This is a genomic window from Wolbachia endosymbiont of Rhagoletis indifferens, from assembly GCF_048537595.1.
Taxonomy (GTDB): Bacteria; Pseudomonadota; Alphaproteobacteria; order Rickettsiales; family Anaplasmataceae; genus Wolbachia.
In genome coordinates this window covers 959,853-982,350 of the sequence record NZ_CP175923.1, presented here as the reverse complement: position 1 = coordinate 982,350, position 22,498 = coordinate 959,853, and the positions used below count along the sequence as shown (strand labels likewise).

15 protein-coding genes, 1 tRNA gene and 1 pseudogene are annotated in these 22,498 nt (G+C 34.8%); 10 read left to right on the top strand and 7 right to left on the bottom strand.

Annotation, left to right across the window (positions count from 1 at the left end; genetic code table 11):
* Positions 1 to 81: 81 nt before the first annotated feature.
* A pseudogene (truA, locus tag ACJZL1_RS05150) lies at positions 82 to 816 on the bottom strand (tRNA pseudouridine(38-40) synthase TruA); the annotation flags it as partial.
* Between the two features lie 142 nt (positions 817 to 958).
* On the opposite strand from truA, the gene recA reads away from it, so the two are divergent.
* The 6 genes from recA to plsY all read left to right on the top strand — a co-directional run bounded on the left by recA (position 959) and on the right by plsY (position 7,208).
* Positions 959 to 2,026, top strand: coding sequence for a recombinase RecA (gene recA / locus ACJZL1_RS05145; RefSeq protein WP_265026191.1), 1,068 nt, complete (start codon positions 959 to 961; stop codon positions 2,024 to 2,026).
* Between the two features lie 181 nt (positions 2,027 to 2,207).
* A complete protein-coding gene (locus tag ACJZL1_RS05140) occupies positions 2,208 to 2,900 on the top strand; it encodes a phosphatidylserine decarboxylase (protein ID WP_265026674.1) in 693 nt (230 codons plus the stop codon).
* Positions 2,897 to 3,667, top strand: coding sequence for a CDP-alcohol phosphatidyltransferase family protein (locus tag ACJZL1_RS05135; RefSeq protein ID WP_265026190.1), 771 nt, complete (start codon positions 2,897 to 2,899; stop codon positions 3,665 to 3,667). The genes ACJZL1_RS05140 and ACJZL1_RS05135 overlap by 4 nt, the downstream gene beginning before the upstream one ends.
* 31 nt (positions 3,668 to 3,698) lie before the next feature.
* Positions 3,699 to 5,042 carry an alanine/glycine:cation symporter family protein gene (locus ACJZL1_RS05130; RefSeq protein WP_419247107.1) on the top strand — a complete coding sequence of 448 codons (1,344 nt, stop codon included), beginning with the start codon at positions 3,699 to 3,701 and terminating at the stop codon, positions 5,040 to 5,042.
* A 2-nt stretch (positions 5,043 to 5,044) separates the two neighbouring features.
* Positions 5,045 to 6,511 (top strand): alanine/glycine:cation symporter family protein, encoded by a 1,467-nt coding sequence (locus tag ACJZL1_RS05125; RefSeq protein WP_419247106.1) that lies wholly within the window; start codon positions 5,045 to 5,047, stop codon positions 6,509 to 6,511.
* Between the two features lie 124 nt (positions 6,512 to 6,635).
* Positions 6,636 to 7,208: a glycerol-3-phosphate 1-O-acyltransferase PlsY gene (plsY, locus tag ACJZL1_RS05120; RefSeq protein ID WP_419247105.1), complete on the top strand. Its 573-nt coding sequence runs from the start codon at positions 6,636 to 6,638 to the stop codon at positions 7,206 to 7,208.
* Here the strand turns inward: plsY and ACJZL1_RS05115 are convergent.
* The 3 genes from ACJZL1_RS05115 to ACJZL1_RS05105 all read right to left on the bottom strand — a co-directional run bounded on the left by ACJZL1_RS05115 (position 7,203) and on the right by ACJZL1_RS05105 (position 9,492).
* Positions 7,203 to 8,444 carry a hypothetical protein gene (locus ACJZL1_RS05115; protein WP_419247104.1) on the bottom strand — a complete coding sequence of 414 codons (1,242 nt, stop codon included), beginning with the start codon at positions 8,442 to 8,444 and terminating at the stop codon, positions 7,203 to 7,205. The genes plsY and ACJZL1_RS05115 overlap by 6 nt on opposite strands.
* A gap of 52 nt (positions 8,445 to 8,496) precedes the next feature.
* Positions 8,497 to 9,408 (bottom strand): cation diffusion facilitator family transporter, encoded by a 912-nt coding sequence (locus tag ACJZL1_RS05110; protein ID WP_419247103.1) that lies wholly within the window; start codon positions 9,406 to 9,408, stop codon positions 8,497 to 8,499.
* A gap of 11 nt (positions 9,409 to 9,419) precedes the next feature.
* Positions 9,420 to 9,492, bottom strand: a tRNA-Val gene (locus tag ACJZL1_RS05105).
* Between the two features lie 397 nt (positions 9,493 to 9,889).
* Here ACJZL1_RS05105 and ACJZL1_RS05100 point away from each other — a divergent pair.
* Positions 9,890 to 13,453, top strand: coding sequence for a peptidase M2 (locus tag ACJZL1_RS05100; RefSeq protein ID WP_419247102.1), 3,564 nt, complete (start codon positions 9,890 to 9,892; stop codon positions 13,451 to 13,453).
* Between the two features lie 208 nt (positions 13,454 to 13,661).
* Complete coding sequence (locus ACJZL1_RS05095) at positions 13,662 to 15,785, top strand: collagen-like triple helix repeat-containing protein (RefSeq protein WP_419247101.1); 2,124 nt, start codon at positions 13,662 to 13,664, stop codon at positions 15,783 to 15,785.
* Between the two features lie 243 nt (positions 15,786 to 16,028).
* On the opposite strand, the gene ACJZL1_RS05090 is transcribed toward ACJZL1_RS05095, so the two are convergent.
* Positions 16,029 to 16,178 (bottom strand): hypothetical protein, encoded by a 150-nt coding sequence (locus tag ACJZL1_RS05090; RefSeq protein WP_419247100.1) that lies wholly within the window; start codon positions 16,176 to 16,178, stop codon positions 16,029 to 16,031.
* 834 nt (positions 16,179 to 17,012) lie between these two features.
* On the opposite strand from ACJZL1_RS05090, the gene ACJZL1_RS05085 reads away from it, so the two are divergent.
* Positions 17,013 to 18,377 (top strand): ankyrin repeat domain-containing protein, encoded by a 1,365-nt coding sequence (locus tag ACJZL1_RS05085; protein ID WP_419247099.1) that lies wholly within the window; start codon positions 17,013 to 17,015, stop codon positions 18,375 to 18,377.
* Between the two features lie 143 nt (positions 18,378 to 18,520).
* On the top strand, positions 18,521 to 20,026 hold the full coding sequence (locus ACJZL1_RS05080; RefSeq protein WP_419247098.1) for a secretion system protein: 1,506 nt from the start codon (positions 18,521 to 18,523) through the stop codon (positions 20,024 to 20,026).
* A gap of 7 nt (positions 20,027 to 20,033) precedes the next feature.
* Here ACJZL1_RS05080 and ACJZL1_RS05075 read toward each other — a convergent pair whose 3' ends face one another.
* Complete coding sequence (locus tag ACJZL1_RS05075; protein WP_419247097.1) at positions 20,034 to 21,002, bottom strand: P44/Msp2 family outer membrane protein; 969 nt, start codon at positions 21,000 to 21,002, stop codon at positions 20,034 to 20,036.
* A 67-nt stretch (positions 21,003 to 21,069) separates the two neighbouring features.
* On the bottom strand, positions 21,070 to 22,305 hold the full coding sequence (gene mtaB, locus ACJZL1_RS05070) for a tRNA (N(6)-L-threonylcarbamoyladenosine(37)-C(2))-methylthiotransferase MtaB (protein ID WP_265034594.1): 1,236 nt from the start codon (positions 22,303 to 22,305) through the stop codon (positions 21,070 to 21,072).
* Positions 22,306 to 22,498 lie beyond the last annotated feature (193 nt).

The window sequence follows — 22,498 nt, the reverse complement described above, 5'->3', positions numbered from 1 at the left end:
TCCGCTGCTTGTTAGCGGGATCTGGAGATACCGTGGCGGTATGACACTTATTTCACTAAGAATGTTATTTTTTATTAATGAGTAATCTATCTTTACCAAATATAAGCCAAAAGGTGGTGCAGTAACCCCAGCGGCACTTCTTTTGCATTGGCTTAATATATGTAGCATTTCTTGCGGATTGGTTCTATTTTTTCCAAATTCAACTAAAGTACCCACAATAATCCTCACTTGGTTATGTAAAAAGGAAATAGCAGATATTTTGATGTGTATATGGCTCCCGTTTTGTATTATATCGATATCATCAATTGTTCTTATCGGATTCGCAGCTTGACAATCTTTTGAATAGAAACTTGAAAGGTCATGTTTTCCAAGTAGATGTTTAGCAGCTTCACGCATAATATTTACATCAAGTGGGCTAAACACTTGCCATACATAACCCGTCTCCAGAGCGGCAGGAGCATAGCGATTAACTATTCTGTATTCGTAATATCTTTTTTTTGCTGAAAACCGTGCGTGAAACGCATCATCTACAACTTCTACATTGAGCACGACTATAGGAATTGATTTTAAATGATAATTTATTGCGTTTCTTATTCTATAAAGCTCAAATTCCTTTTCCATATCAAAATGAGCAACTTGTCCTAAAGCATGAACCCCTGCATCAGTCCTGCCACCACAGTACAAGGTAACTTTCTCACCACTAAAATTAAATATAGCATTTTCTATCTTCTCCTGGATTGAGTTAGCAGAGTGTTGCTGCTTTTGCCAGCCAGAGAAACTACTGCCATTATATTCTATTGTTATTTTGTATCGCACTGCAGAGTCTATCTAACTTTCTATCTTAATATAATTTAGGTAGCTAATTTTTCTACGATAACGTTCTTCATCATTAAAAAACCCTTGGCAGGTTACTTGCGTTCGATTATCATAGAGAATTATATAAATTAATAAATGATCTATGGCAAGTAACCCAGAAGAAAGAAATAGTGATAAACAAAAAGCGCTAGATAACGCAATAAGCCAGATTGAAAAAGCATTCGGTAAAGGTGCAATAATGAAGCTGAAGCAAAATCCTTTAGAGAAAATAGACACAATATCCACAGGATCAATTGCGCTTGATTCGGCTCTAGGTGTTGGAGGTCTGCCAAAAGGGCGTATAATTGAAATATTTGGTCCCGAGAGTTCTGGTAAAACCACTCTTGCCTTGCACGTGATTGCTGAAGCACAAAAAAAAGGAGGATCATGCGCATTTATCGATGCAGAACATGCATTGGATGTCTTATATGCTCGCAAACTTGGGGTGAGCACTGATGATTTAGTAATTTCGCAACCAGACACTGGAGAGCAGGCGTTGCATATTGTTGAGTATTTAGTGTGTTCTGGCGCGGTTGACGTGATAGTTATTGACTCTGTTGCAGCGTTAACTCCAAGAGCTGAAATTGAGGGTGATATGGGTGATCAGCACATGGGGCTGCAAGCAAGGCTTTTAAGTCATGGGCTACGGAAACTAACCTCTGCCGTTTCAAAAGCGAACTGTATATTGATATTTATTAATCAAATTCGTATGAAAATAGGAGTAGTGTATGGAAATCCTGAAACTACCACGGGTGGAAATGCATTAAAATTCTATACTTCTGTAAGGCTTGATATAAGAAAAGTTGGTGTAATAAAAGACAAAGAAAATATTACAGGTAATGAAACAAGAGTTAAAGTTGTAAAAAATAAAGTTGCTCCTCCATTTAGAGAAGCGAAATTTGATATAATGTACAATGAAGGTATATCAAAACTCGGAGAAATAATAGATATGGGAGCAAAGCTTGGTGTGCTTGAAAAAGCAGGTGCTTACTATTCATATAACAACACACGTCTTGGACAAGGAAGAGAGAATGTAAAAACTTACTTAAAAACAAACAAAGAAGTCGCAAATGAAATAGAAACGAAAATCAGAGATTTACTCAGAAATCATGATAATTCTATCATAATAGACGAGGACAGTGAGCAACTTTTAGAAGAATCAGTGTTCTGATCTAAACTTAGACATTAGATTTTGTGTTGGACGGGTTGTTACAGTATGACGGTGTGTGCTAATATAACAATCTGTAATGTTACCTTGTATCAAAAAGACTTTGCTGAAGCAGTTAAAAAAAGCTTTTCATGAGAAATTATAAATGATAAATTGTTAACAATAGGTTATTGTGAATAAGATTATGTGTTTTGGTTTACCTAATATAAATAGGGAAGGTTATTCATTTATAGTAGTTTCCTTTATAGTAACGTGTATAGCATTCTCTATATCTTGGGGGTTTGGTGTTACGTGCTTGTTTCCGACATTATTGTGTACTTATTTCTTTCGTGATCCAGCAAGAGTTGTGCCAAACAATAAGGATCTTATATTAAGTCCTGCTGATGGTGTGATTTCAAAAATTGAAGAAGTTAATTATCCTTTATTGGCAGAAAATGGAGAAGAGAAGAAGTTCACGCTTGTTAGCATATTTTTAAGTGTTTTGAACGTCCATGTGAATCGTATACCAATATCTGGTGCGATAAAGGAAATGAGTTATAAAAAAGGCAAGTTTGTATCCGCAATGAGCAATAGGTCTAGTAATGAAAATGAAAAGCAGGTTATTGTGATTGAATACGAAAAGGGAAAAGAAATTATTGTGGAGCAAATAGCTGGATTAATTGCACGTCGTATCGTTTGTAATTTAGGAGTATCCCAGAACGTAAAAGCAGGTGAAAGGTTTGGAATTATAAGATTTGGCAGTAGAGTAAATATTTATGTTCCTGCTGATATAGAAGTAAGAGTTTCAGAAGGGCAAACTGTTATTGGTGGTGAAACAATTATAGTAAACTTAAATAAGGAAAACGTTCAAGAGAAGCTTACTTTTGACGTTATATGAATAACGATGGAAGTAACAGTAGATTCTTACCTATTACTAAATTATTCCCAAACTTTATAACTTTATTGGGTTTATGTTCTGGTCTCACTTCACTTAAATTTACATTTAATGAACAATGGGAATTCTCAGTAATTTTTATCATCATTGCAGCAATAATAGATGGAATGGATGGCAGAATAGCTAGAATTCTAAAATCAACTAGCGATTTTGGAGCCCAGCTTGATTCTTTTGCAGATTTTCTAAATTTTGGTGCAGCGCCTGCATTTCTTTTGTATTTTTGGAAGCTAAATGAAATCAAAGTCATAGGTTGGATTTTAGTAATGATATACGTAATCTGCATATCAATAAGACTTGCAAGATTTAATGTTTCGCTACACTCAGAACAATCATACTGGGAAAAATTTTTCTTTTCTGGTGTTCCAGCTCCAGTGTGTGCTTTACTTTCTTTGTTGCCAATAATTATTACCTTTCAATCTCATGAGAGTGAATACTTACTTCTCATAGAGCGATTTTTTAACACAAGAAACGTAGCTTGTTACTTTCTGGCCATTTCATTTTTTTCGATAAGTCACATTCCAACTTTCTCTGCAAAATATATTTATATTCCCAAAAGCCTATCTTATATATTTGTGTCATTTTTTGGAGTACTTATTATATTTTTCATCAGTAAGCCCTGGATAACGCTACCAATTTTAGGTGTAGTGTATGTACTTACTATTCCAGTAAGCACTGGGCTTTATATATATTACTCGTATAAAGCTCGTTAGCTATAAGTTGTAATAAAAAGTAGTGAGCAGCATGATTGTAAAAATAAGTGAACTGTTAAATTCATTTCTGTACATAAAGATATTCAACATTCCATTTATAATTATTTGGGTAATTGCAACTGGGGTTTTTTGTACCATCCAATTCAAATTCACTAACTTTAGATTGTTCAAGCATGGAATACAGACGCTATTCAATCTAAAGTGTAATAACAATAACAATGGCATAATCACTCATATTCAAGCGTTTGCAACAGTAATTTCAGGAACAGTTGGCCTTGGAACAATATCAGGAGTTGCAATAGCTATCACAATAGGGGGCCCAAGTGCAGTTTTTTGGATGGTAATTACCGGAATACTTGGTATGTCGATAAAGTTTGCCGAGGTGGTGCTTGCATTCACTTATCGCTCTGAAAATACAACTGGTGGTGCTTTTTATTACATGAAATACGGGCTTGCAAAGATTGGATTTGCAAAAACTGGTAGATTTCTTGCCTTTACTTATGCAATTATGCTACTTATTGCAATGATTTTGGGCGGTATACCATTTCAAGCGAATCAGATAGCAGCATTGTCAAATAACCTCTTTGAATACAACGCGTCCATTATTATATCTCTGCTTGTCTTTATTGTAATATTGGGAGGAATAAAGCGCATTGCTTTCGTTTCAACGAGCTTAGCACCAATTATGATAGTGCTATATGTGGGTATGTGTATATATTTAATTTATGTAAACAGAAGTAATTTGCTGAATGCTTTATCTATAATATTTCAAGATATTTTCAATAAATCGGCTATAGGAGGCGGAGTATTGAGCGGATTAATAGCCGGAGTGAGAAGATCAGTGTTTGCTAACGAAGCAGGTACCGGAACAGCAGCTATAGCACATTCAGCTGTAAAAGAAGAAGATCCAATTAAAGTTGGGTGTGTTGCAATGATTGCACCACTTATAGACACAATATTAATCTCATTTTTGACTGGTATTGTGATAATTATCACTGGTATGCATAGCACTGATAACGTGGGTGATATTACACTAATTAGTTCGGTATTCTCAACAGCTTTGCCCTTGTTCAGCAAGTTAGTTTTTCCGCTAATGATGTTTTCCTTTGCATTTTCTACAATAATAGCTTATTGTTACTACTGTGAAGTTGCTTTGCTGTATTTATTTGGTAATAAAAAAATACTGATACCGTTCCAAATTCTTATAGTGGTTTCAGTGTATATCAGTTGTATGTCAAAGGATATAGAATTTATATCTTATCTAGGTGACAGTTTGTTCATGTGCCTTATGATTCCAAATGCTGTTGCAATATATCTACTAAGAAGGGAAGTTTTGAATACAATAGATTCTTATTACAATTCTAAAAGGTATTAAACATGACTTATAGATTGCTTTGTATGGTGTTATTTTGTCTATTGTTTAATGATGCGTATGCTGCTTCAGGTTTTTACGAAAGTTATGACGCTGTGTTGAATGGAATAAATAACTTCATGAATGAAGTGCTGTTTTTCAAAATCTTTTATATACCGTTCATACTTCTTCTACTAGTTTTTGGTTATGTGTTTCTAACATTACGTTTTGGATTTCTCAACATAAGAATGTTTAAGCATGCGTTTGCTATTTTATGTGGAAAATATGACACGAATCACCATAATGGTCATATTACACATTTTCAGGCATTTATGACTGCACTTTCAAGCACAGTAGGCCTTGGAACTGTTGCTGGAGTCGCAATTGCAGTTTCAATGGGAGGGCCAGGAGCGGTGCCTTGGATGATGATTACAGGTTTTTTTGGTATGTCAGCAAAATTTGCCGAAGTGACTTTAGCATTTAGACATAGAACAGAAGATCAGGACCAATTGTTTAGTGGCCCCTTTCAGTATATAAGGAATGGTCTGGAGGAATTTGGATTTAAAAAACTTGGTATTGTGCTGGCTGCCATGTATGCAGTATTCTTTGTATTATCAGGCCTTGGTGGAAGTGTAGCGTTTCAAACCAACCAAATGGTTTCAATATTATCTGGCTATTCAAGTTGGGTAGATGGTCACTCTTGGTTTCTTTCTTCCATAATCTCTGCGCTGCTTGCTCTAGTGATTATTGGCGGAATTAAAAGGATAGCTAGAGTATCTTCTGCACTAGTGCCTATTATGTCACTCATATATATATGTAGCTGCCTTGTTATTATTGGATTTAATATCCACAATCTTGGTCACACATTTAAGATATTATTTTCCAGCATGATAGATTTTAATGCTGTTGGCGGAGGGATGGTAGGAGCATTTGTTGCTGGAATTCAAAGAGCAATTTTTGCCAGCGAAGCGGGTGTTGGTTCTGCTGCAATTACTCATGCAACAACTAAAGATGAAGAACCAGTAAGAACTGGGCTTGTTGCTATGATAGAACCGTGTTTTGATACAATGCTCATTTGCTGTTTAACTGGAATAACGATAGTAATAACAGGTGCATACCAGACTAGTGTTGGTGAAGGGATATTAATTACTCAAAAGGCATTTGAGACAGTTTCTCCGTGGTTTCCTATACTTCTAACAATAGCTGCACCTTTGTTTGCATTTTCTTCAGTAATTTCGTTTGTATATTGTTGTGAAATGGGGTGGCTATATTTATTCGGTGCAAAAAGTATAGTGATATATCGCATAGCGGTAATAATTGTGGCGTTTTTTTCTGGTCTTTCTAAAGATATAATGGCTATTGCCAATATTGGTGGAACTTTATTCTCTTGTTTAGCTCTCATCAATATGACAGCGCTTATACTGTTTAGTAATCAGATTAACGATGAAGTTCAGTGCTACCTAAAAAGGCTGAAAAATAATAAAATTAATTGAATCTTCGATATATGCGGAGAGGTATAGCTATAATAAGTAAGACTTCCCTACGTCATACCGCCGCGGTATCTCAGCCGCTAACAAGCAGCGGGATGACGAGGTCTTTCGATAGTAAATTTTACCTGTGTTAGTTATAGTCCTTATACTATCCTATATACTCGGTTCAATACCGTTTAGCTTAATTATTACAAGAATAAAAGGGATAAACTTAAGAGAAATAGGTTCAGGTAATATCGGTGCTACAAACGTTGCAAGAACAGGGAATAAATTTCTTGCTGCTCTGGCATTACTTCTGGATTCCTTGAAAGGATTCATCGCCGTTTATATAGCACAACAATTTTGTGATAATAACGATTTTTATATATATGTATCTGCAATTTTAGCAGTTTTAGGGCACATGTTTCCTATTTGGCTAAAATTTAAAGGAGGCAAAGGAGTTTCAACAACTCTGGGAGTGTTGATAGCACTTAATATGCCAATTGCCTTGATATTTATATTTGCCTGGATAGTGGTATTTTTTATCTCTAGATATTCTTCTCTTGCTTCATTGACTGCTACTGCAACTATTGTAGCAACATCTTTCTTTTTTCAAAAAGACTTATTTTTTGCACTATTAATTGTAGCAATATTAATTTTTTTAAAGCATCACAAAAATATTGCAAATCTTTTGCAAGGAAAGGAACATAAATTTTTATAACTTACGTGCTGACCCTGTTTCTGCTATGTTATTGATGTTTAGGTCGGTTAATTTTCCTGGATTAATATATTCAAGATTTTCTATTGTATCTATTACATTCTGTTCACTACAATCCAAGCTAAACAAATTTCTCATTAAAGGTATCCTGATCTCTTGAATAAAATTAGAAGTTATTTGGTTACTGCTATCATCTGACTTATCCCAAGCATTGAGGATTTCTTTATGATTCTTCTTTTTCTGCAGCTCTTTCTTAATAAACTTACATGCCTCATCTTTTGCATCTGTTCCAATTCTGTCTTCCATAAGGTATTCTACTCTAATATCAGGGTGTATTCCTTCTAATGACTTTATCGCAGCACCAATAATACCGGTAAAGCAAGTTTCAGGAATAAACGTCCCTTGAGCATAATTTATGGCATACATTAAAGACTTTGCCAATTCCCGCCTTTTTGCTGCAACTGATTCACTATCTCCACTATTACAAGCCTTTAGAACTAAGTATAAAATTTGCCCTCCTGTAAGTCCAGAAACATGAACTTGTTCATCATTATTGCACCATCTATTAAGATAGTTAATGAATTCTGATTCATTACTCTTCCTAAACTCTTTTTCTTCTTTTATATACTGGATAAACTTAACAAACTCATCATTACGTATAACATCCTTAGGTTCTGGTACCTTCTCACCATATTTATCTTTTAATATATTAATATTGTCAATAATACTATCATTCGATAAATGAGGCAATGTGTGTTCAATAGCAGTATTAACAATACACTTCATACCGAATAAGTTTTCTCGTGCACCATCCAAAAGTAAATTCACTGCATTCTTAAACAGGGCAATAGGATTAAGTTTTTTTGGTCTGACTTCAGGTTGCAACAAAATTATTAGCATCGTTAATGGTATCGGTGCTAACAGCCAAGCTAATATGAGAGTCTTAGTAAAGGATAGATATAATATAAACCCTACTAACGATAAAAAAAACACTGACTTGATTATATTATCTTTAATAAATATTTTCCAGTATTCCTTTTTATTTACTTCCTCATTCTTTATTTTTTTATAGGTAAGAAAAGTTTGGACCTCTGATCTGTAAAGAACAGCCACAAAAGAAATTGCTATACTGGTGGGCATAGTTAATATATTTAACGCTTGCACAATACCAAGGTAAACAAAAAACTTTAGCTTACTAGATTCCTTTGAAGGAAATTGTAATTGAGAAATACCTATCATAGCTTACCTTTAACATCATTACACTCTAGTAATACCATAATAATTTTAAACGTCAATGTTTAAGTATCTTAGTATCTGCACACTCATCGTATTCAATTTCAACTGTAGAGTGTGCTATCTCGAACCTATTTAGTAGTATTTTTTTTATCTCATACAAAATATCAGTGTGTTGTGCATCTTGCTTTACTTTGGCATGCATCGTTATGATAAAGTAATTATCAGACAGCGACCATGCATGTATGTGGTGCACATCTATCACTTCAGGTAGCTTAGATACAATTTTACTTTTTATTTCTTCAGTTGATATACCCTCAGGCGTACCTTCAAGGAGTATGTGGCAAGAATTCTTTAGAATTTTATAGCCACTGTTTAGGATGATTACACTGACAAATACTGACAGAATAGGATCTACTACTTGCCATCCAGTAAGCATGATAATTATGGATGCAAGTATAGCAGCTACAGAACCTAAGATATCTCCTATAACGTGTAGTACAGCACTTTTTATGTTTATATTGCTCTCGCATTTACTATGTAATATAAAAAAGACTATGATATTAGAGATCAGGCCAAGTGTAGCAATTATTAACATTACTTTCCACTCAACATTGACTGGAAAAATAAATCTTTTTATTGACTCAATTATAATGATTACTGCAATGAGGAATAGAGTTAAACCATTAACAAATGCTGCAATTATCTGCAACCGATGATATCCGTATGATCTCTGCAAATCGGATTTCTTAGCTGAAAACCTATGTGCTAACCAGCTTAAAACTAAGGCAAAGAGGTCAGTGAGCATATGCCCTGCATCTGATAATAGAGCAAGCGAATGTGAAATTATTCCACCTACTATTTCCATAAACATTGTTATCGCAACTATTATTATGGAATAGATTAAGCGCTTGGACTGCGCTGCTGAGTGTTTACCGTTATGCACTGCTGTCATATAAAATCTTTTCATAAACAAAAACGTGGGTAACACTGGGTTCGAACCAGCGACCGCTTGCACGTCAAGCAAGTGCTCTACCAACTGAGCTAATTACCCATCGTGGTTTTAGTATAGTGCTTTGGTGGAATGAAAGTCAATTTGCTTTTAAATTCTTACCCTATCCTAATGTAACGTTAGAACCTAAATTTTTTTTGTGGTCAAGCTATAGAGCCTATAGCTAGTGCAGGTCAGGTTTTCCTACGTCATACCGCGATTCATTCGCGGTATCTCAGCATAGATTCCGCTAACACGTAGCGGAATGACGAGTTCATAGCTTACCAAATTATCGGTAAATCTAAATTGCTTTAGTTATAGCTATATCTTATATTGTTCATATTAAATTAATTACTTATATTTTTTCACTAAGATATAGATTGTACCAATATGAAAATTCACACTTTTTTAGTAGAGATCACCTTATATTTGAAGAGTTAATAAATTAGAGGTTAGAATTATGACAATCAATCAACAAATAAATAAAAATATAACTAAAGAAGAATACTTTAACAATAACGGCAAAGGGTTTAATTCGCCACATGTTGTAGAAGTTGAAGACTTAAATATTAAAGTAGAAGTTTATTCTCATAATTTAAGAGCAAGTAAAATTGCAACAATTGAAAGTGAGATAAGAGAAACAGCTACTAGTTTTAAAGATACATTCAAGTTAGAACACAGCAACTCAGAACAAACATTTAAAATTTATATGTTTGATGACAAGGATGATTACACTCACCTTGGCGGAAGCGAGCATTTCGGTTCTTACCTTGGAGATGAGGGTGGTAAATGTTACTACAAAGGGGAAGCTGATGTTTTTGCTGAAATGTATGTCTATCAGCAAGGTGGCGTTCATAACCTTCAGCATGAATTTGCACATGGTTTAACTTACTTGGCTACAGGAGGTAAGCACCTACCTACAGTATTAATGGAAGGAATTGCAGATTACTTTGAGCATCATTCAGATCATAAATTCAATTCTCAAGGATCAAGTATCGACAAAACTGAAGCTGCAAATTTGGATTTAGATAAAATTTTAAGTTTAGAATATTCAAAGGACAGCGAAGCAAATAGCCTGGTTTATAAAACAGGTCATGCGTTGATAATGTACTTACAGGAAAAAGATCCTAGTTTATTAAGAGACTACCTAGATGCTTTACGTCAAGGTAACTCAGATGAGTCAAAAAGTTTCTTGAAAGACATAAAAGGACATGATGCTGACTTCAAAAGTTGGCTTGCTGAGAATGATACAGAAACTGCAATGGAACATCTTAACGCTTTGCAAGTTACAAAAGGAGATTTTATAGCAACTGGTCAAGAAATAGTGGGCGGAGAAATTAAAAATGTATCCTATTATAAAGCAAATATAGAAAAAATGGATGGAGAAAACGTTGGAAGTTTTTCTCCTGTAGAACACGTTGCATTTTATGATGTTGCTCGTGCTATAAATAGGGCAACAAATGATACACTTGATATATCAAAGGAATATCATTTCCTCAAGGTAGTAAAAACTTCCGATGGACAGGATAAACTAACTTACTCTGACCAACAAGGTAATGAATATCAAAATAGTCAAGAGTATAAAGATCAGGCTTTAAGGATGCTATCAAAATATGGTGAAGATCTAAGAAAATCTTACTATAATGGGAAAGAAGACTTAGAAAAAATACGTGCGAGCGAGCTAGAAGACTTAGATAAGCAGAAGGATATAGAATATGATGATGTGTTGAAAGGCCTGCGTGAACAGGAAGAAACACAGCGTCATGATGCATACGAGCAATACAAAAGAGGAGAGATCTCTTATGAGAAATTTGTAGAAAAATGCAATTCAGCCAGCACTAATTATCGTAATGAAGATAAGAGATTATATAGTGCTACACAAGACAAATATACACAACTGAAAGATGCAATACTAGATAAGTATGAAAATTTAAAAAGTACCTTACTTGATAAAACCATAAACACTGGCTTAGAACAAGTAAAAGCGACTAAGAACATCGATGTAGAAAAGATGTTAGAAGAGATGATCAATATCGATTCAAACTTGATAAGAGGTACAAATCATATTGATCTACAAGAAGGTAAGATTTTTTCTATGCAAGCTCATGGTCAAGGAGATATGGGTGCACTGTCTATATATGACGGAAATACAAAGCTTGGAGAATTATCGAGTGAATCAGGATTTTTTAAGCAAGTTGAAGGTCAAACTAAAGAAACTTTCGTTTTTGAGGATATATTGCACAACTTAAATACTCAATATGATGGTGGTGCTTATATGGCTATTACAAAAGAAAATGGTCATTATAAAGCTTCTCTGATAGATGGCAGAACAGTTGAACGCGATGAATACTTTGATGAGGCGCATTTACATGAGAATGAGTTGTTGCATCCTAGCACTGGACATATTCAAAAAGATTTAGATTCTCTGCTCCTTAGAGGTACCAAAATTTTGAATCATCAGGATTCAGAGCATGCACAATATTCTGATGAGCAAAAGGCAAATGGAGTAATCGTGGAAAAAGGAAAATTACTGGATAATAAGGGAACAGATAGGACAGACGATGATGTATATGAAGCTGTCGTAAAGCAAGGAGACGAGCGCTTACATGAGTTCAAAAATATGGGCTTTTATATTACCGAGAAAGGTGATCTATTTATTCATGATCACGGAGCAAATGTAAGGTTTCAATTACCAACTAGTATCACTCATCTAAAATTAGTGGAAAAAGACGGAGCATATAAACTAGCACCATCTGATAAATATGGTACTGAATACAGGTATGATGTTCGAGGTGATGATATACCAGATGAATATAGATATATAGATCCAATATTTGCACATGAATATGAAAAGAGAGATTATTCCCATAAACATGTAAATGTGGGCCTTATAAACTTAGAGAAATATGGCTCTGGCAAACTTTTTGCTATAAAGTACGACCCAAATGATTACCACATACAAAAAAACTCTAGCGGTGAAATAGTTAGAATAAAAGATCAAACATATTTCACTAAGGTAAAATTGTTTGATGGCGACGAAGAAATTGGAATGTTATCTAATAACTTCCATAATTTCAAAGGGAAAATATTCTTTTCTGCTGACTACAACTACAGTTATAACGATTTCCTAGCATCTGTTTCTCCTCAAGTTGAAATTGAGAACATGGAAAATGGAAGTAAAAAAATAACTTTCGATCAAGGTGATGGCGATATCGGTGATACTAATAGAGGCTACACGGACTATCAGAGAATATTCACAAAAGAGAAACAAACTGAAAGTCCAAAAGGGCAGGTAAGTGAAACTAAGACAGAAGTTCATAGTACTACTAATGTTGTTGCACAAGTTGCTGAAGAGAAAACTGTATCAAACGACAATAGTGAAATGCAGTCTGATCAGCCAATTCCATCACAAAGTTTAACAAGAACGAAAAGAACAGCTTCAGTGGAGGAGAAAGAGCAAGAACAGGTAGTATTAAAAGACACAATTCTCAAAATAGAAAAGAGTCGCGAGCAGGACTCAGAAGGGAAGCACAAGGCAAATGTAACCATAGATTATAATGATGTGAAAGCCTTGTATGATAGAGCGGAAGGAACAGAAAAGCAATCTGTGTTAGATTTTTGGAACAAACTGCACACATCAGAATACAAGTTTGGTGCTTTGCCGGAAGACAAATACTATTTTGAAAAAGGCAAATTCGTAATCCACGATAGTGATACGAAAAAGCTTATAGTGTTACCTGAAGATAAGGTGTCCATCAAGATAATGAAGGATGGTGATAGTTATAGTTTAGCTATATCAAGTGGTAATGGCAAAGTAATAAGCAGCATTAGTAAAATAGATAATCCAAATTACGAATTGCTGTCAGATTCAAGTCATTTCAATTTAGGGGAGCAAGATAATATTGTATTATCAGATCAACATCACGAATATAATCTTTATCTAGAGAATGGCTTTGTGAAAATGTTTGATTACACAAGCGACCACATTTATCACGACCACAACTCGGCCTACATCTATAGCTAACCCAAGAAAGGTTTTCTTACGTCATACCGCGATTCATTCGCGGTATCTCTTAGCCGCTAACAAGTAGCGGGATGACGGTTGTCAGGCTAGCTGTCATCCAAGTAGCTGACACTGGAATGACAAGAGAAGAATTCTGAAACAACAAGCTTCAAGGAAATCTTATGTAAAATCTAGCATTAACGAAAATCATACTTTTTTCATGCATGCTATGGTTTTTATAATTAACGGAGAGTGTGATATGGTGGCTGGTTTAAGTTTTAAAAAACAAGATAAAACAACTGATGCAACAGCTTTGAGTGAAGTTAAACTTATAGCTTTGGAAGATAAGGCGGGTAATAAATATACTTTGGATATAACCACAAATGATCTTAAATTGGAATACAAACCACACGGTAGTGCTAAAGTAAGTCATACAGTAAATGGTTTAGCAACAGCTTTAGGAAAATTACTTACTATAGATGGTAGTAAGGTTGGTAAATCAGTTCTTGCAGAAGAAGTAGCAAAAAAGCCTGTTGTGGATGCTATAACTGCTTCTCATGATTTTACCGATAAAGTATACACTAAAAATGATGCAGATACTGCGTTTGTTAAAACTGCAGATCTTGCAACAAAAGTTGCAAAAAAAGCTGTTGTGGATGCTATAACTGCTTCTTCTGATTTTACCGGTAAAGTATACACTAAAAATGATGCAGATACTGCATTTGTTAAAGCTACAGAGCTTACAGCAAAAGCTGCAGCGAAAGATGTCGTGGATGCTATAACTGCTTCTTCTGATTTTACCGATAAAGTATACACTAAAAATGATGCAGATACTGCATTTGTTAAAACTGCAGATCTTGGAACAAAAGTTGCAAAAAAAGCTGTTGTGGATGCTATAACTGCTTCTTCTGATTTTACAAATAAGGTATATATTAAAGCTGCTCCAGCCGATGAAGTTTATACTAAAACTGCTGCAGATACTGCATTTGTTAAAGCTACAGAGCTTAAAACAAAAGCTGCAGCGAAAGATGTTGTAGAAGCTATATTCGATGCAAAAGATGGCAATGACAAAATCTCTGAAACCAAAATAGGTGCTACTTTTGCTAAGAAAACTGACCTAGATAATAAAGCTAATATTGATGGTACCAATTTAGATGATGCTAAAGTTACTGTTATTTTAGACAAGCTTACAGACAAAGTTGTTAAAACTTCAGAACTTTCAGCAAAAGTTGCAGAAAAAGCTGTTGTGGATGCTTTAATACCAGAATTAGCAAAAGGTGATGATGATAAAGGTATCTATACCAAAAAAGGTGTGGATGATGCATTTGTTAAAACTTTAGGACTTACAGATACGCTAAAAACAGAAGTAGTAAAACAGCCTGTTGTGGATGCTTTAATACCAGAATTAGCAAAAGGTGATGATGATAAAGGTATCTATACCAAAAAAGGTGTGGATGATGCATTTGTTAAAACTTTAGGACTTACAGATACGCTAAAAACAGAAGTAGTAAAACAGCCTGTTGTGGATGCTTTAATACCAGAATTAGCAAAAGGTGATGATGATAAAGGTATCTATACCAAAAAAGGTGTGGATGATGCATTTGTTAAAACTTTAGGACTTACAGATACGCTAAAAACAGAAGTAGTAAAACAGCCTGTTGTGGATGCTTTAATACCAGAATTAGCAAAAGGTGATGATGATAAAGGTATCTATACCAAAAAAGGTATGGATGATGCATTTGTTAAAACTTTAGGACTTACAGATACGCTAAAAACAGAAGTAGTAAAACAGCCTGTTGTGGATGCTATAACTGCTTCTCCTGATTTTACAAACAAGGTATATATTAAAGCTGCTAAAGGTGATGAAGTCTATACTAAAACAGCTGCAGATACTGCATTTGTTAAAACTGATGGTTCCAATATTGCAACTCAAGCAGATAAAGGAAAAGCTTTAGCAGATGCAATACTTGCTGCACAAGATAACAATAAAAAATCAGTTCTAGTGGAAAAATTAGGAGAATTTCTTGGTAGCTCAGACGAAGCAAAGTATGATGGTAAAAATAACCAAACAGCAAAGGTGTTCTTAGAAGGTAAAGGGCTAAAAGGAGAGAAAGGGGAGCAAGGAGCAAATGGTAAAGATGGTAAAGATGGAGCTCAAGGCCCACAAGGAGAGAAAGGGGAGCAAGGAGCAAATGGAACAAGTCCATCAGCTGCTGAAGTAATTGCTCACCCAAATTTTGCAATTGGTGTAACAGAGGAACAGGTTAAAAATTTTGTGCAAAAGGAAATATCACAAACACAAATCTTTGATATTCCAAGTGATCCAAATGCCCCAATTTCTGCGGATTGGTAATCCAGCAAGTAGTCACGCTACTTGGATGACGTCATACGGTCCTCGGATGACGGAAAAAAGGACTCGGATAACACCCTACAATGTCATTCCAGCGCGTGACGCTGGAATCTAGGTCTTTTTAGCTATCATAGGATGACAGAAGCAGACACTCCACATTGTCATTCCAGTGCTTTGACTACTTGGATCCAGCTGAGTTGGTGAGTATAAAAGTATAGCTTCTACGTCATACCGCCGCGGTATCTCTTAGCCGCTAACACGTAGCGGGATGACGAGCTTATCGCCATTCCACCACAAACCGTCATACCGTGATTTATTCACGGTATCTCTTAGCATAGATCCCGCTAACAAGCAGCGGGATGACGAAGTTATCGTCATGCCACCACGAACCGTCATACCGCCACGGCGCTAACACGTAGCGGGGTGACGAGGCTTTATCGTCATGCCACCGCGAACCGTCATACCGCCGCGGTATCTCTAGATCCCGCTAACACATAGCGGGGTGACGAGGCTTTATCGTCATCCCGCCGCGAACCGTCATACCGTCACGGTATCTCTTAGCCGCTAACAAGTAGCGGGATACTTAACCGTCATACCGCGATTCATTCGCGGTATCTCAGCCGCTAACACGTAGGGGAATGACGGTTGTCGTTTAGCCATAAACATTAAGAAATTTACCAAACGAAAAAAAGGCAAAAGAAGCCCCGATTACTATCTATTTTCAGTATTGGCGTTTTTTAAGTCTTAAACACTGCAATTTAGCTGCTTTTAAATGCAACTCACCTTAGCTTAAATGTTTAAGAAATTTACTAAGCAGAAAAAAAGGCAAAGAAATCCCGTGGTAATTAGTGTTCACTCTCTAATCCTTCAAATTGGCGTACTATACTGTCTTAAACGACTTATAAGCGCGTTTCAGCTTATATGGGTAAAAACCCAGAAATATTGTGAAGACATAAGGTGCACATAGTGCGAAAAATTAAAAATAAGACGCCAAGTACGTTGTTTTTTTGCTGTTTAATCTGCACAGATGAAGATAACTGAATACCTTCAGTTTCATAATAAGGGGGCTGGCGAAGGGTGTCAAGTAAGTTTTTCGTTTCTCAACACGCTGCCAAAAGTTTGTTATGCAAGAATGCATAGTATCCTAGCCATTTCTCACAGATTCATTTAAACTTAATTAAGTAGAAGTATTATTGAAACGTAAAAGGTTTGATTAGAGATTGAAGTAATATGGCGCGTGAGGAAGATATAAACCAATTAGTAGAAAATGGATTTGATATTAACTCAAAAGATGCAAGTGGAATCACTCTCTTGCACAAGTTCACAAAAGAAGGTGATTTAGTTGGAGTAAAGTCATTACTAGAGCACGAAGCTGATTTCAATGTCGTAGACAATGAAAATAGAAACCCTCTGCATTACGCCATTATGCATGGACACAAGAAAGTTGCTAAACTTTTTGTTAATCAACTGACAATTAATTCCAAGGATAAAAATGGATTCACTCCACTGCACCTTGCTGCACTACAAGATGACACGGAATTAATAGATTTTTTGATAACAAAAGGCGCAAAAGTTAATGAAAAAGATGCCAAAGAGGGCTATACTCCTCTTCATATAGCTTCACTATACGGTTCTAAAAAAAGCGTCCAAATTTTAATTGATAGCGGAGCAAATCTCGAATGTGAAGATAACAATTTTCGTACTCCTTTGTTTTTAACCATTTATCAATGCACCGCACATTATGACAGCAGAGCAGAAATTATAGAATATCTGATAAAGAAAGGTGCAAATATAGAAGCAAAAGATGCAGAAAATAACACTACGCTTTTCCTAGCAGCGTATAACAACAAAATGCAAATAGTAAAGCTTATTGCAAAAAAACAGCAAGCAAGTAACGATAAAATTAAACCTAAAGAGTTTATTTGCACAAAAAATAACCATGGTTTTGATGCATTAGATTGCGCTATTGAACATAATAATAGAAAAATGGTAACATTTCTTGTATCAAAAGGAATAGATGCAAATGATCAAGATTTTAATGGCAACGCCAGGCTGCATAAAGCTAGCTATAATGGTAACACTAAAACAGTTAAGCTCTTATTGAAGCTTAAGGTAAACATTAATGCTGTTACTAAATGTAACAGAACTCCCTTGCTACTAGCAGTTAAAAAAGGCCATACAAAAGTTGTGAAAATGTTATTGGAAGTTAGAGCCAATATGAACATTTGTGAGCAACAAGGTTTTGCACCTCTACATCTTGCTGTTCAAAAGGATTATTTTGATATAGCTCAGCTGTTAACAGAAAAAGGTGCAGACCTTAACATTAAGTGTAATAACGGTCATACCGCAATAGATATGTTCATTAGCAAGGCTCATAGCAAAAAAAACATCGAAGAAAATTACAAAAAATTTTGTAGATTTTTGATGCTTTATCTGAAAGAGCTACATAGTAAACACAAAGCCTGTTGTATACTTTCAACCCTAGCTCTAAGCTTAACAATTATAGGCTTACCATTTATTTTCAAGCCTATTATTAAATACAGAGAAAGAAGTAAAATATATAAAAAAACTAAGGCTATGCTGGTCTACATTTAAGTACAAGAGGAGTGTACAAAAAACACATAGCCAGTGCAGGTCAAGCTAATATATGACAATTATCTGCTCGATGAGAACGAAATTAAATACATTTTTAATATTTTTATAGAAATCTATTAGTATAGATTTTGTATGCTGTTCTAATGGCTATTTTTAAATGCTTAATACTCCTCTTCATTATTTCTTGCACACACCTGCCTACTAAGCAACATCTTACTAATATAGACAACGAAGATCATCATAATATAGGTGAGCACGATTATTCGTTGCAACAATATAACACCTCTTTGGAGAGTAATGAACCGGCAATACCGGAAATTATACCTTTACCAGTAGAGTTTCCCGATCTTACAACCAGTAATCAGCTTATTTCTATTAATGTTAGTGAAGAAGTATCAGTAAAGGATTTGCTGATTGAGATAGGAAAACTTTCTGACGTTAACTTGGACATAGATCCCAAAATATCAGGTAATATTATTTTAAAGCTAAAAGATAAGAATATAAACGAAGTAATGCAGAGTATAGCCAACAGCGCCAAATTGCGTTACTCAACAAATAATGATGTAATTAGAATTGAGCAGGACTTGCCATACGCACAAAATTATTACGTAGACTTCATCAATATTCAACACTCTGCTCAAAGCAGTTTTGTCATTAGTAACAATATTACCAACAGTGATGGAAATAACGCTGATAGGGACTATAATAATGTTATGAAGTCTCAATATAGTAGTGACTTATGGAATTCATTAGAAAAAGGTTTGAATGCAATAATGGATGTTAACGGGGTGGATGATGGCGAATTCCTTTCATCCAACAGAGAAGCTGGTGTTATTATTTTGAATGCTAGAAAGGATATTCACAAAGCTGTTGAAGAGTATATTAATAAGGTTAAGAAGTTAGCGTCTTCTCAAGTAATGATAGAGGCAAAAATAGTTGAAGTTGTGTTAGATGACAAATATCTTTCTGGTATAAACTTAAATGACTTACGCGATGGAACTCAGTCTATAATAAGTCAAGATAACTCCATTATTAACCTAGTAATGAACTTTGGTGCGAGTGATCTAGGAGATTTAGTAAGAAATTTAGACAAATTTGGCACTTCAACTGTAATTTCAAGCCCCAGAGTACATGCTATAAATAATCAGCAAGCGATGATTTCATTTACTAAAAACCATATTTATTTTACTTCCGACATACAAAAAGATACTAGAGATTCTAATCAGACCTTAATTACCAAGATGAATAGCGTCCCAATAGGTGTTGTGCTAATAATCCACCCAAGCATTAACATTGATACTAGTGAAATATTCATGGATATACATCCAACTTTATCAAGAATTAACGGCTACGTTAAAGATCCAGATATAGAGTACGTCGCACAGCAGAGTAAAATGAAATTAAATAGCGACATTCCAATTGTTGAAATCAGAGAAATGAACTCTATGTTAAAAATTAAGAGCGGTGAAATTATGGTAATCGGCGGGCTTATAGAACATAGAGAAGATAAGCAAAGCTTATTACATCAGAAGTCAAAAAGGCTAGCGAATAATATTAGAACAGTAGAAACTGTCATTTTTTTAAAAGCAACAATCGTACCAACATTTGGTTTGTTAGATAGAAAAGATAAGAATTTATATATATATTAAATCATTACTAAAAATTAAATATCAAACCAATTTCAATATTGTGAGTAGATATTTCATCTGCAATAGGTGTCGGAATGCTAAAATAACGATAGCCGAGAAAGGTTTTGACTTCTGGGATTATTGAATAATTAACACCAAGTTTTATTTGATAAGCAAACCAAGGAAGATTAAGTGGCATTGAATTTTGGGGTGACCCACTAATCCTTTTTAATCTAAAAACTGTTGGCCCTATACCAAGACCGATGTACGGAGCAAATTGTGTACCCTGAATGCTGGGATTATAATAGAAGTTTAACAAAAACGCAAATACACTTGCTGATTTATCAAATACCGGAGGAGAATTACTATCTTCAATATTGGCTCTAGAATACATGGTTTCAAAATCAACTCGGCCATTTTCTCCAGCATAGTAACCTAAAGATATGCTGTTAAGCCATTGGAAATTAATTTTACCGTTAAACTGCCGTATACTCTCAATTTCATCTACTAATCCCTTTTTTATTAACCCTGATATTGCATTTTCTATCCAAGAACTATTAGGATCATCTGCATTGATTAAACTAATAAATCTTTCTCCTATTGCTTTTATACCCTTTACAAATGTTTCTGAATTATCATGGTATACCTTACCACCGTTAGCGCTAACATAAAAATCAAGTTTTTTTGATTTTTCTTTTGTAATCTGCTCATTATCAGCTTGATCTGCAATAAGTGACCACATATTTTTCTGATTAGCTACTTGGAGAATAGAAGGTTGTTCAATAGGACTACTTTCAAGTTCTTGATATTTTAAATCATTTATTAGTATTTCTTTTTCAGTAATCTCTTCAGAACGTATTACACTTTCATTATTGTCTGTTTCTAATTTTAAGGGTTGTACTTGCTCAATGTGTGTACTATTACTAATATAAGTAATAAAAAAATAGACACATGGAATGAAAATTAAAAATAAAGCAATAGATATTTTAGTTATCACAAATGAACCCATAATTATCATTTATAGTATAACTACTATATCATATATTTCTTTAATGTACAAAAAATTAAGGTAAGATACTTCCGATTAGATAATTATTTTCCACTCTTTTAACATTAACTTTCACAATACTCTTGGCTTGAGCTTTTGATTCAAGCTTTACTAATGCAAAATTTTCTGTTCTACCGATATGATTTTGCTCAACCAGAACACTTTGTTCAGTGCCTATCAAAGATTGATAAAAGCTACTCATCATTTCTCTATTCATTTCTCTTAAATTTTTTACTCGTTCTTTACGCACATTCTCTGGTACTTGTGGCATTCGTGCAGCAGGTGTATTCTTCCGCTCTGAATATGGAAAAGCATGTAGGTAAACTATATTTGTTTTTCTCAGTAAATCAACTGTATCCTGAAACATTTCATCAGTTTCTGTTGGAAATCCAGCAATAATATCAGCGCCAAATGCTATATTAGGCCTCAAGCTCTTCATTTTATGACAAAATTCTATCACTTGTTCTCTGTTGTGACGACGCTTCATTCTCTTTAGTATTAAATTATTACCAGATTGTAGACTCAAATGTAAATGAGGCATAAGTCTTGACTCATTAGCTATTAAATCCATTAATTCGTCGTCAACTTCAGCAACATCGATAGAGGAAAGTCTTAGTCTCTTCAACTCTGGTATATCTTTTAAAACTCTCCTAATCATTGAACCAAGTGATGGCTTACCCAACAAATCTGTACCAAAGTCAGTAATATCAACACCTGTAAACACTACTTCTTGATATCCATTTTCTATAAAGATCCTGATTTGCTCTATAATACTGTTTATTGGCACAGATCGATTATTCCCTCTTGCCTCAGTAATTGAGCAAAATGTGCAGCTATGATTACAACCATTTTGAATTTCAATAAATGCCCTTGATTTATCTTCAAATCCATTAATTAGAACAGGTTCTGACTTGTTTGCTTGGTTATCACTGACTAAGATTTTATCATCATTTAGTAAGTAACTTTCAGCTTTTAGCTTATCTTGATTACCGAGCACTTTACTTACACCAGGAATATCACTATACGATTCAGGATCCAACTGAACAGCACAGCCAACTACGATAATTTCTTTACTTGGGTCATTTTTATAGATCTTACGTATTTTTTGCTTTACTTGACGTTCTGCTTCGTTTGTCACTGCACAGCTGTGCACCACAACAACATTTTCTCTCTTTGCTTTTTTTAATGCTTCTTTGATTAACTCACTCTCGTAAAAATTTAGACGACAACCAAATGTTATCACTTCATTCATGCTAGTATTCTTTAGACCTTACAATTTAAATTATATCAAACATCCAAGCAAAGTCATTAAGCCTCTTGCATGACCATTGTTTTGGTAGATAAATGCTATGCAAGCAGCGGACACTGGTTTTCATCCAAGAGGGTGTCATCCAAGTAGCCGACACTGGGATGGCTTTGTTGCATAGCAACGTAAGTTTTTTCCA

Excerpts from the sequence above, each read along its gene's own strand:
- recA (WP_265026191.1), top strand. The coding sequence starts at position 959 with ATGGCAAGTAACCCAGAAGAAAGAAATAGTGATAAACAAAAAGCGCTA.
- ACJZL1_RS05140 (WP_265026674.1), top strand. The coding sequence starts at position 2,208 with ATGTGTTTTGGTTTACCTAATATAAATAGGGAAGGTTATTCATTTATA.
- ACJZL1_RS05135 (WP_265026190.1), top strand. The coding sequence starts at position 2,897 with ATGAATAACGATGGAAGTAACAGTAGATTCTTACCTATTACTAAATTA.
- ACJZL1_RS05130 (WP_419247107.1), top strand. The coding sequence starts at position 3,699 with ATGATTGTAAAAATAAGTGAACTGTTAAATTCATTTCTGTACATAAAG.
- ACJZL1_RS05125 (WP_419247106.1), top strand. The coding sequence starts at position 5,045 with ATGACTTATAGATTGCTTTGTATGGTGTTATTTTGTCTATTGTTTAAT.
- ACJZL1_RS05115 (WP_419247104.1), bottom strand. The coding sequence starts at position 8,444 with ATGATAGGTATTTCTCAATTACAATTTCCTTCAAAGGAATCTAGTAAG.
- ACJZL1_RS05110 (WP_419247103.1), bottom strand. The coding sequence starts at position 9,408 with ATGAAAAGATTTTATATGACAGCAGTGCATAACGGTAAACACTCAGCA.
- ACJZL1_RS05100 (WP_419247102.1), top strand. The coding sequence starts at position 9,890 with ATGACAATCAATCAACAAATAAATAAAAATATAACTAAAGAAGAATAC.
- ACJZL1_RS05095 (WP_419247101.1), top strand. The coding sequence starts at position 13,662 with ATGGTTTTTATAATTAACGGAGAGTGTGATATGGTGGCTGGTTTAAGT.
- ACJZL1_RS05090 (WP_419247100.1), bottom strand. The coding sequence starts at position 16,178 with ATGACGGTTCGTGGTGGCATGACGATAACTTCGTCATCCCGCTGCTTG.
- ACJZL1_RS05085 (WP_419247099.1), top strand. The coding sequence starts at position 17,013 with ATGGCGCGTGAGGAAGATATAAACCAATTAGTAGAAAATGGATTTGAT.
- ACJZL1_RS05080 (WP_419247098.1), top strand. The coding sequence starts at position 18,521 with ATGGCTATTTTTAAATGCTTAATACTCCTCTTCATTATTTCTTGCACA.
- mtaB (WP_265034594.1), bottom strand. The coding sequence starts at position 22,305 with ATGAATGAAGTGATAACATTTGGTTGTCGTCTAAATTTTTACGAGAGT.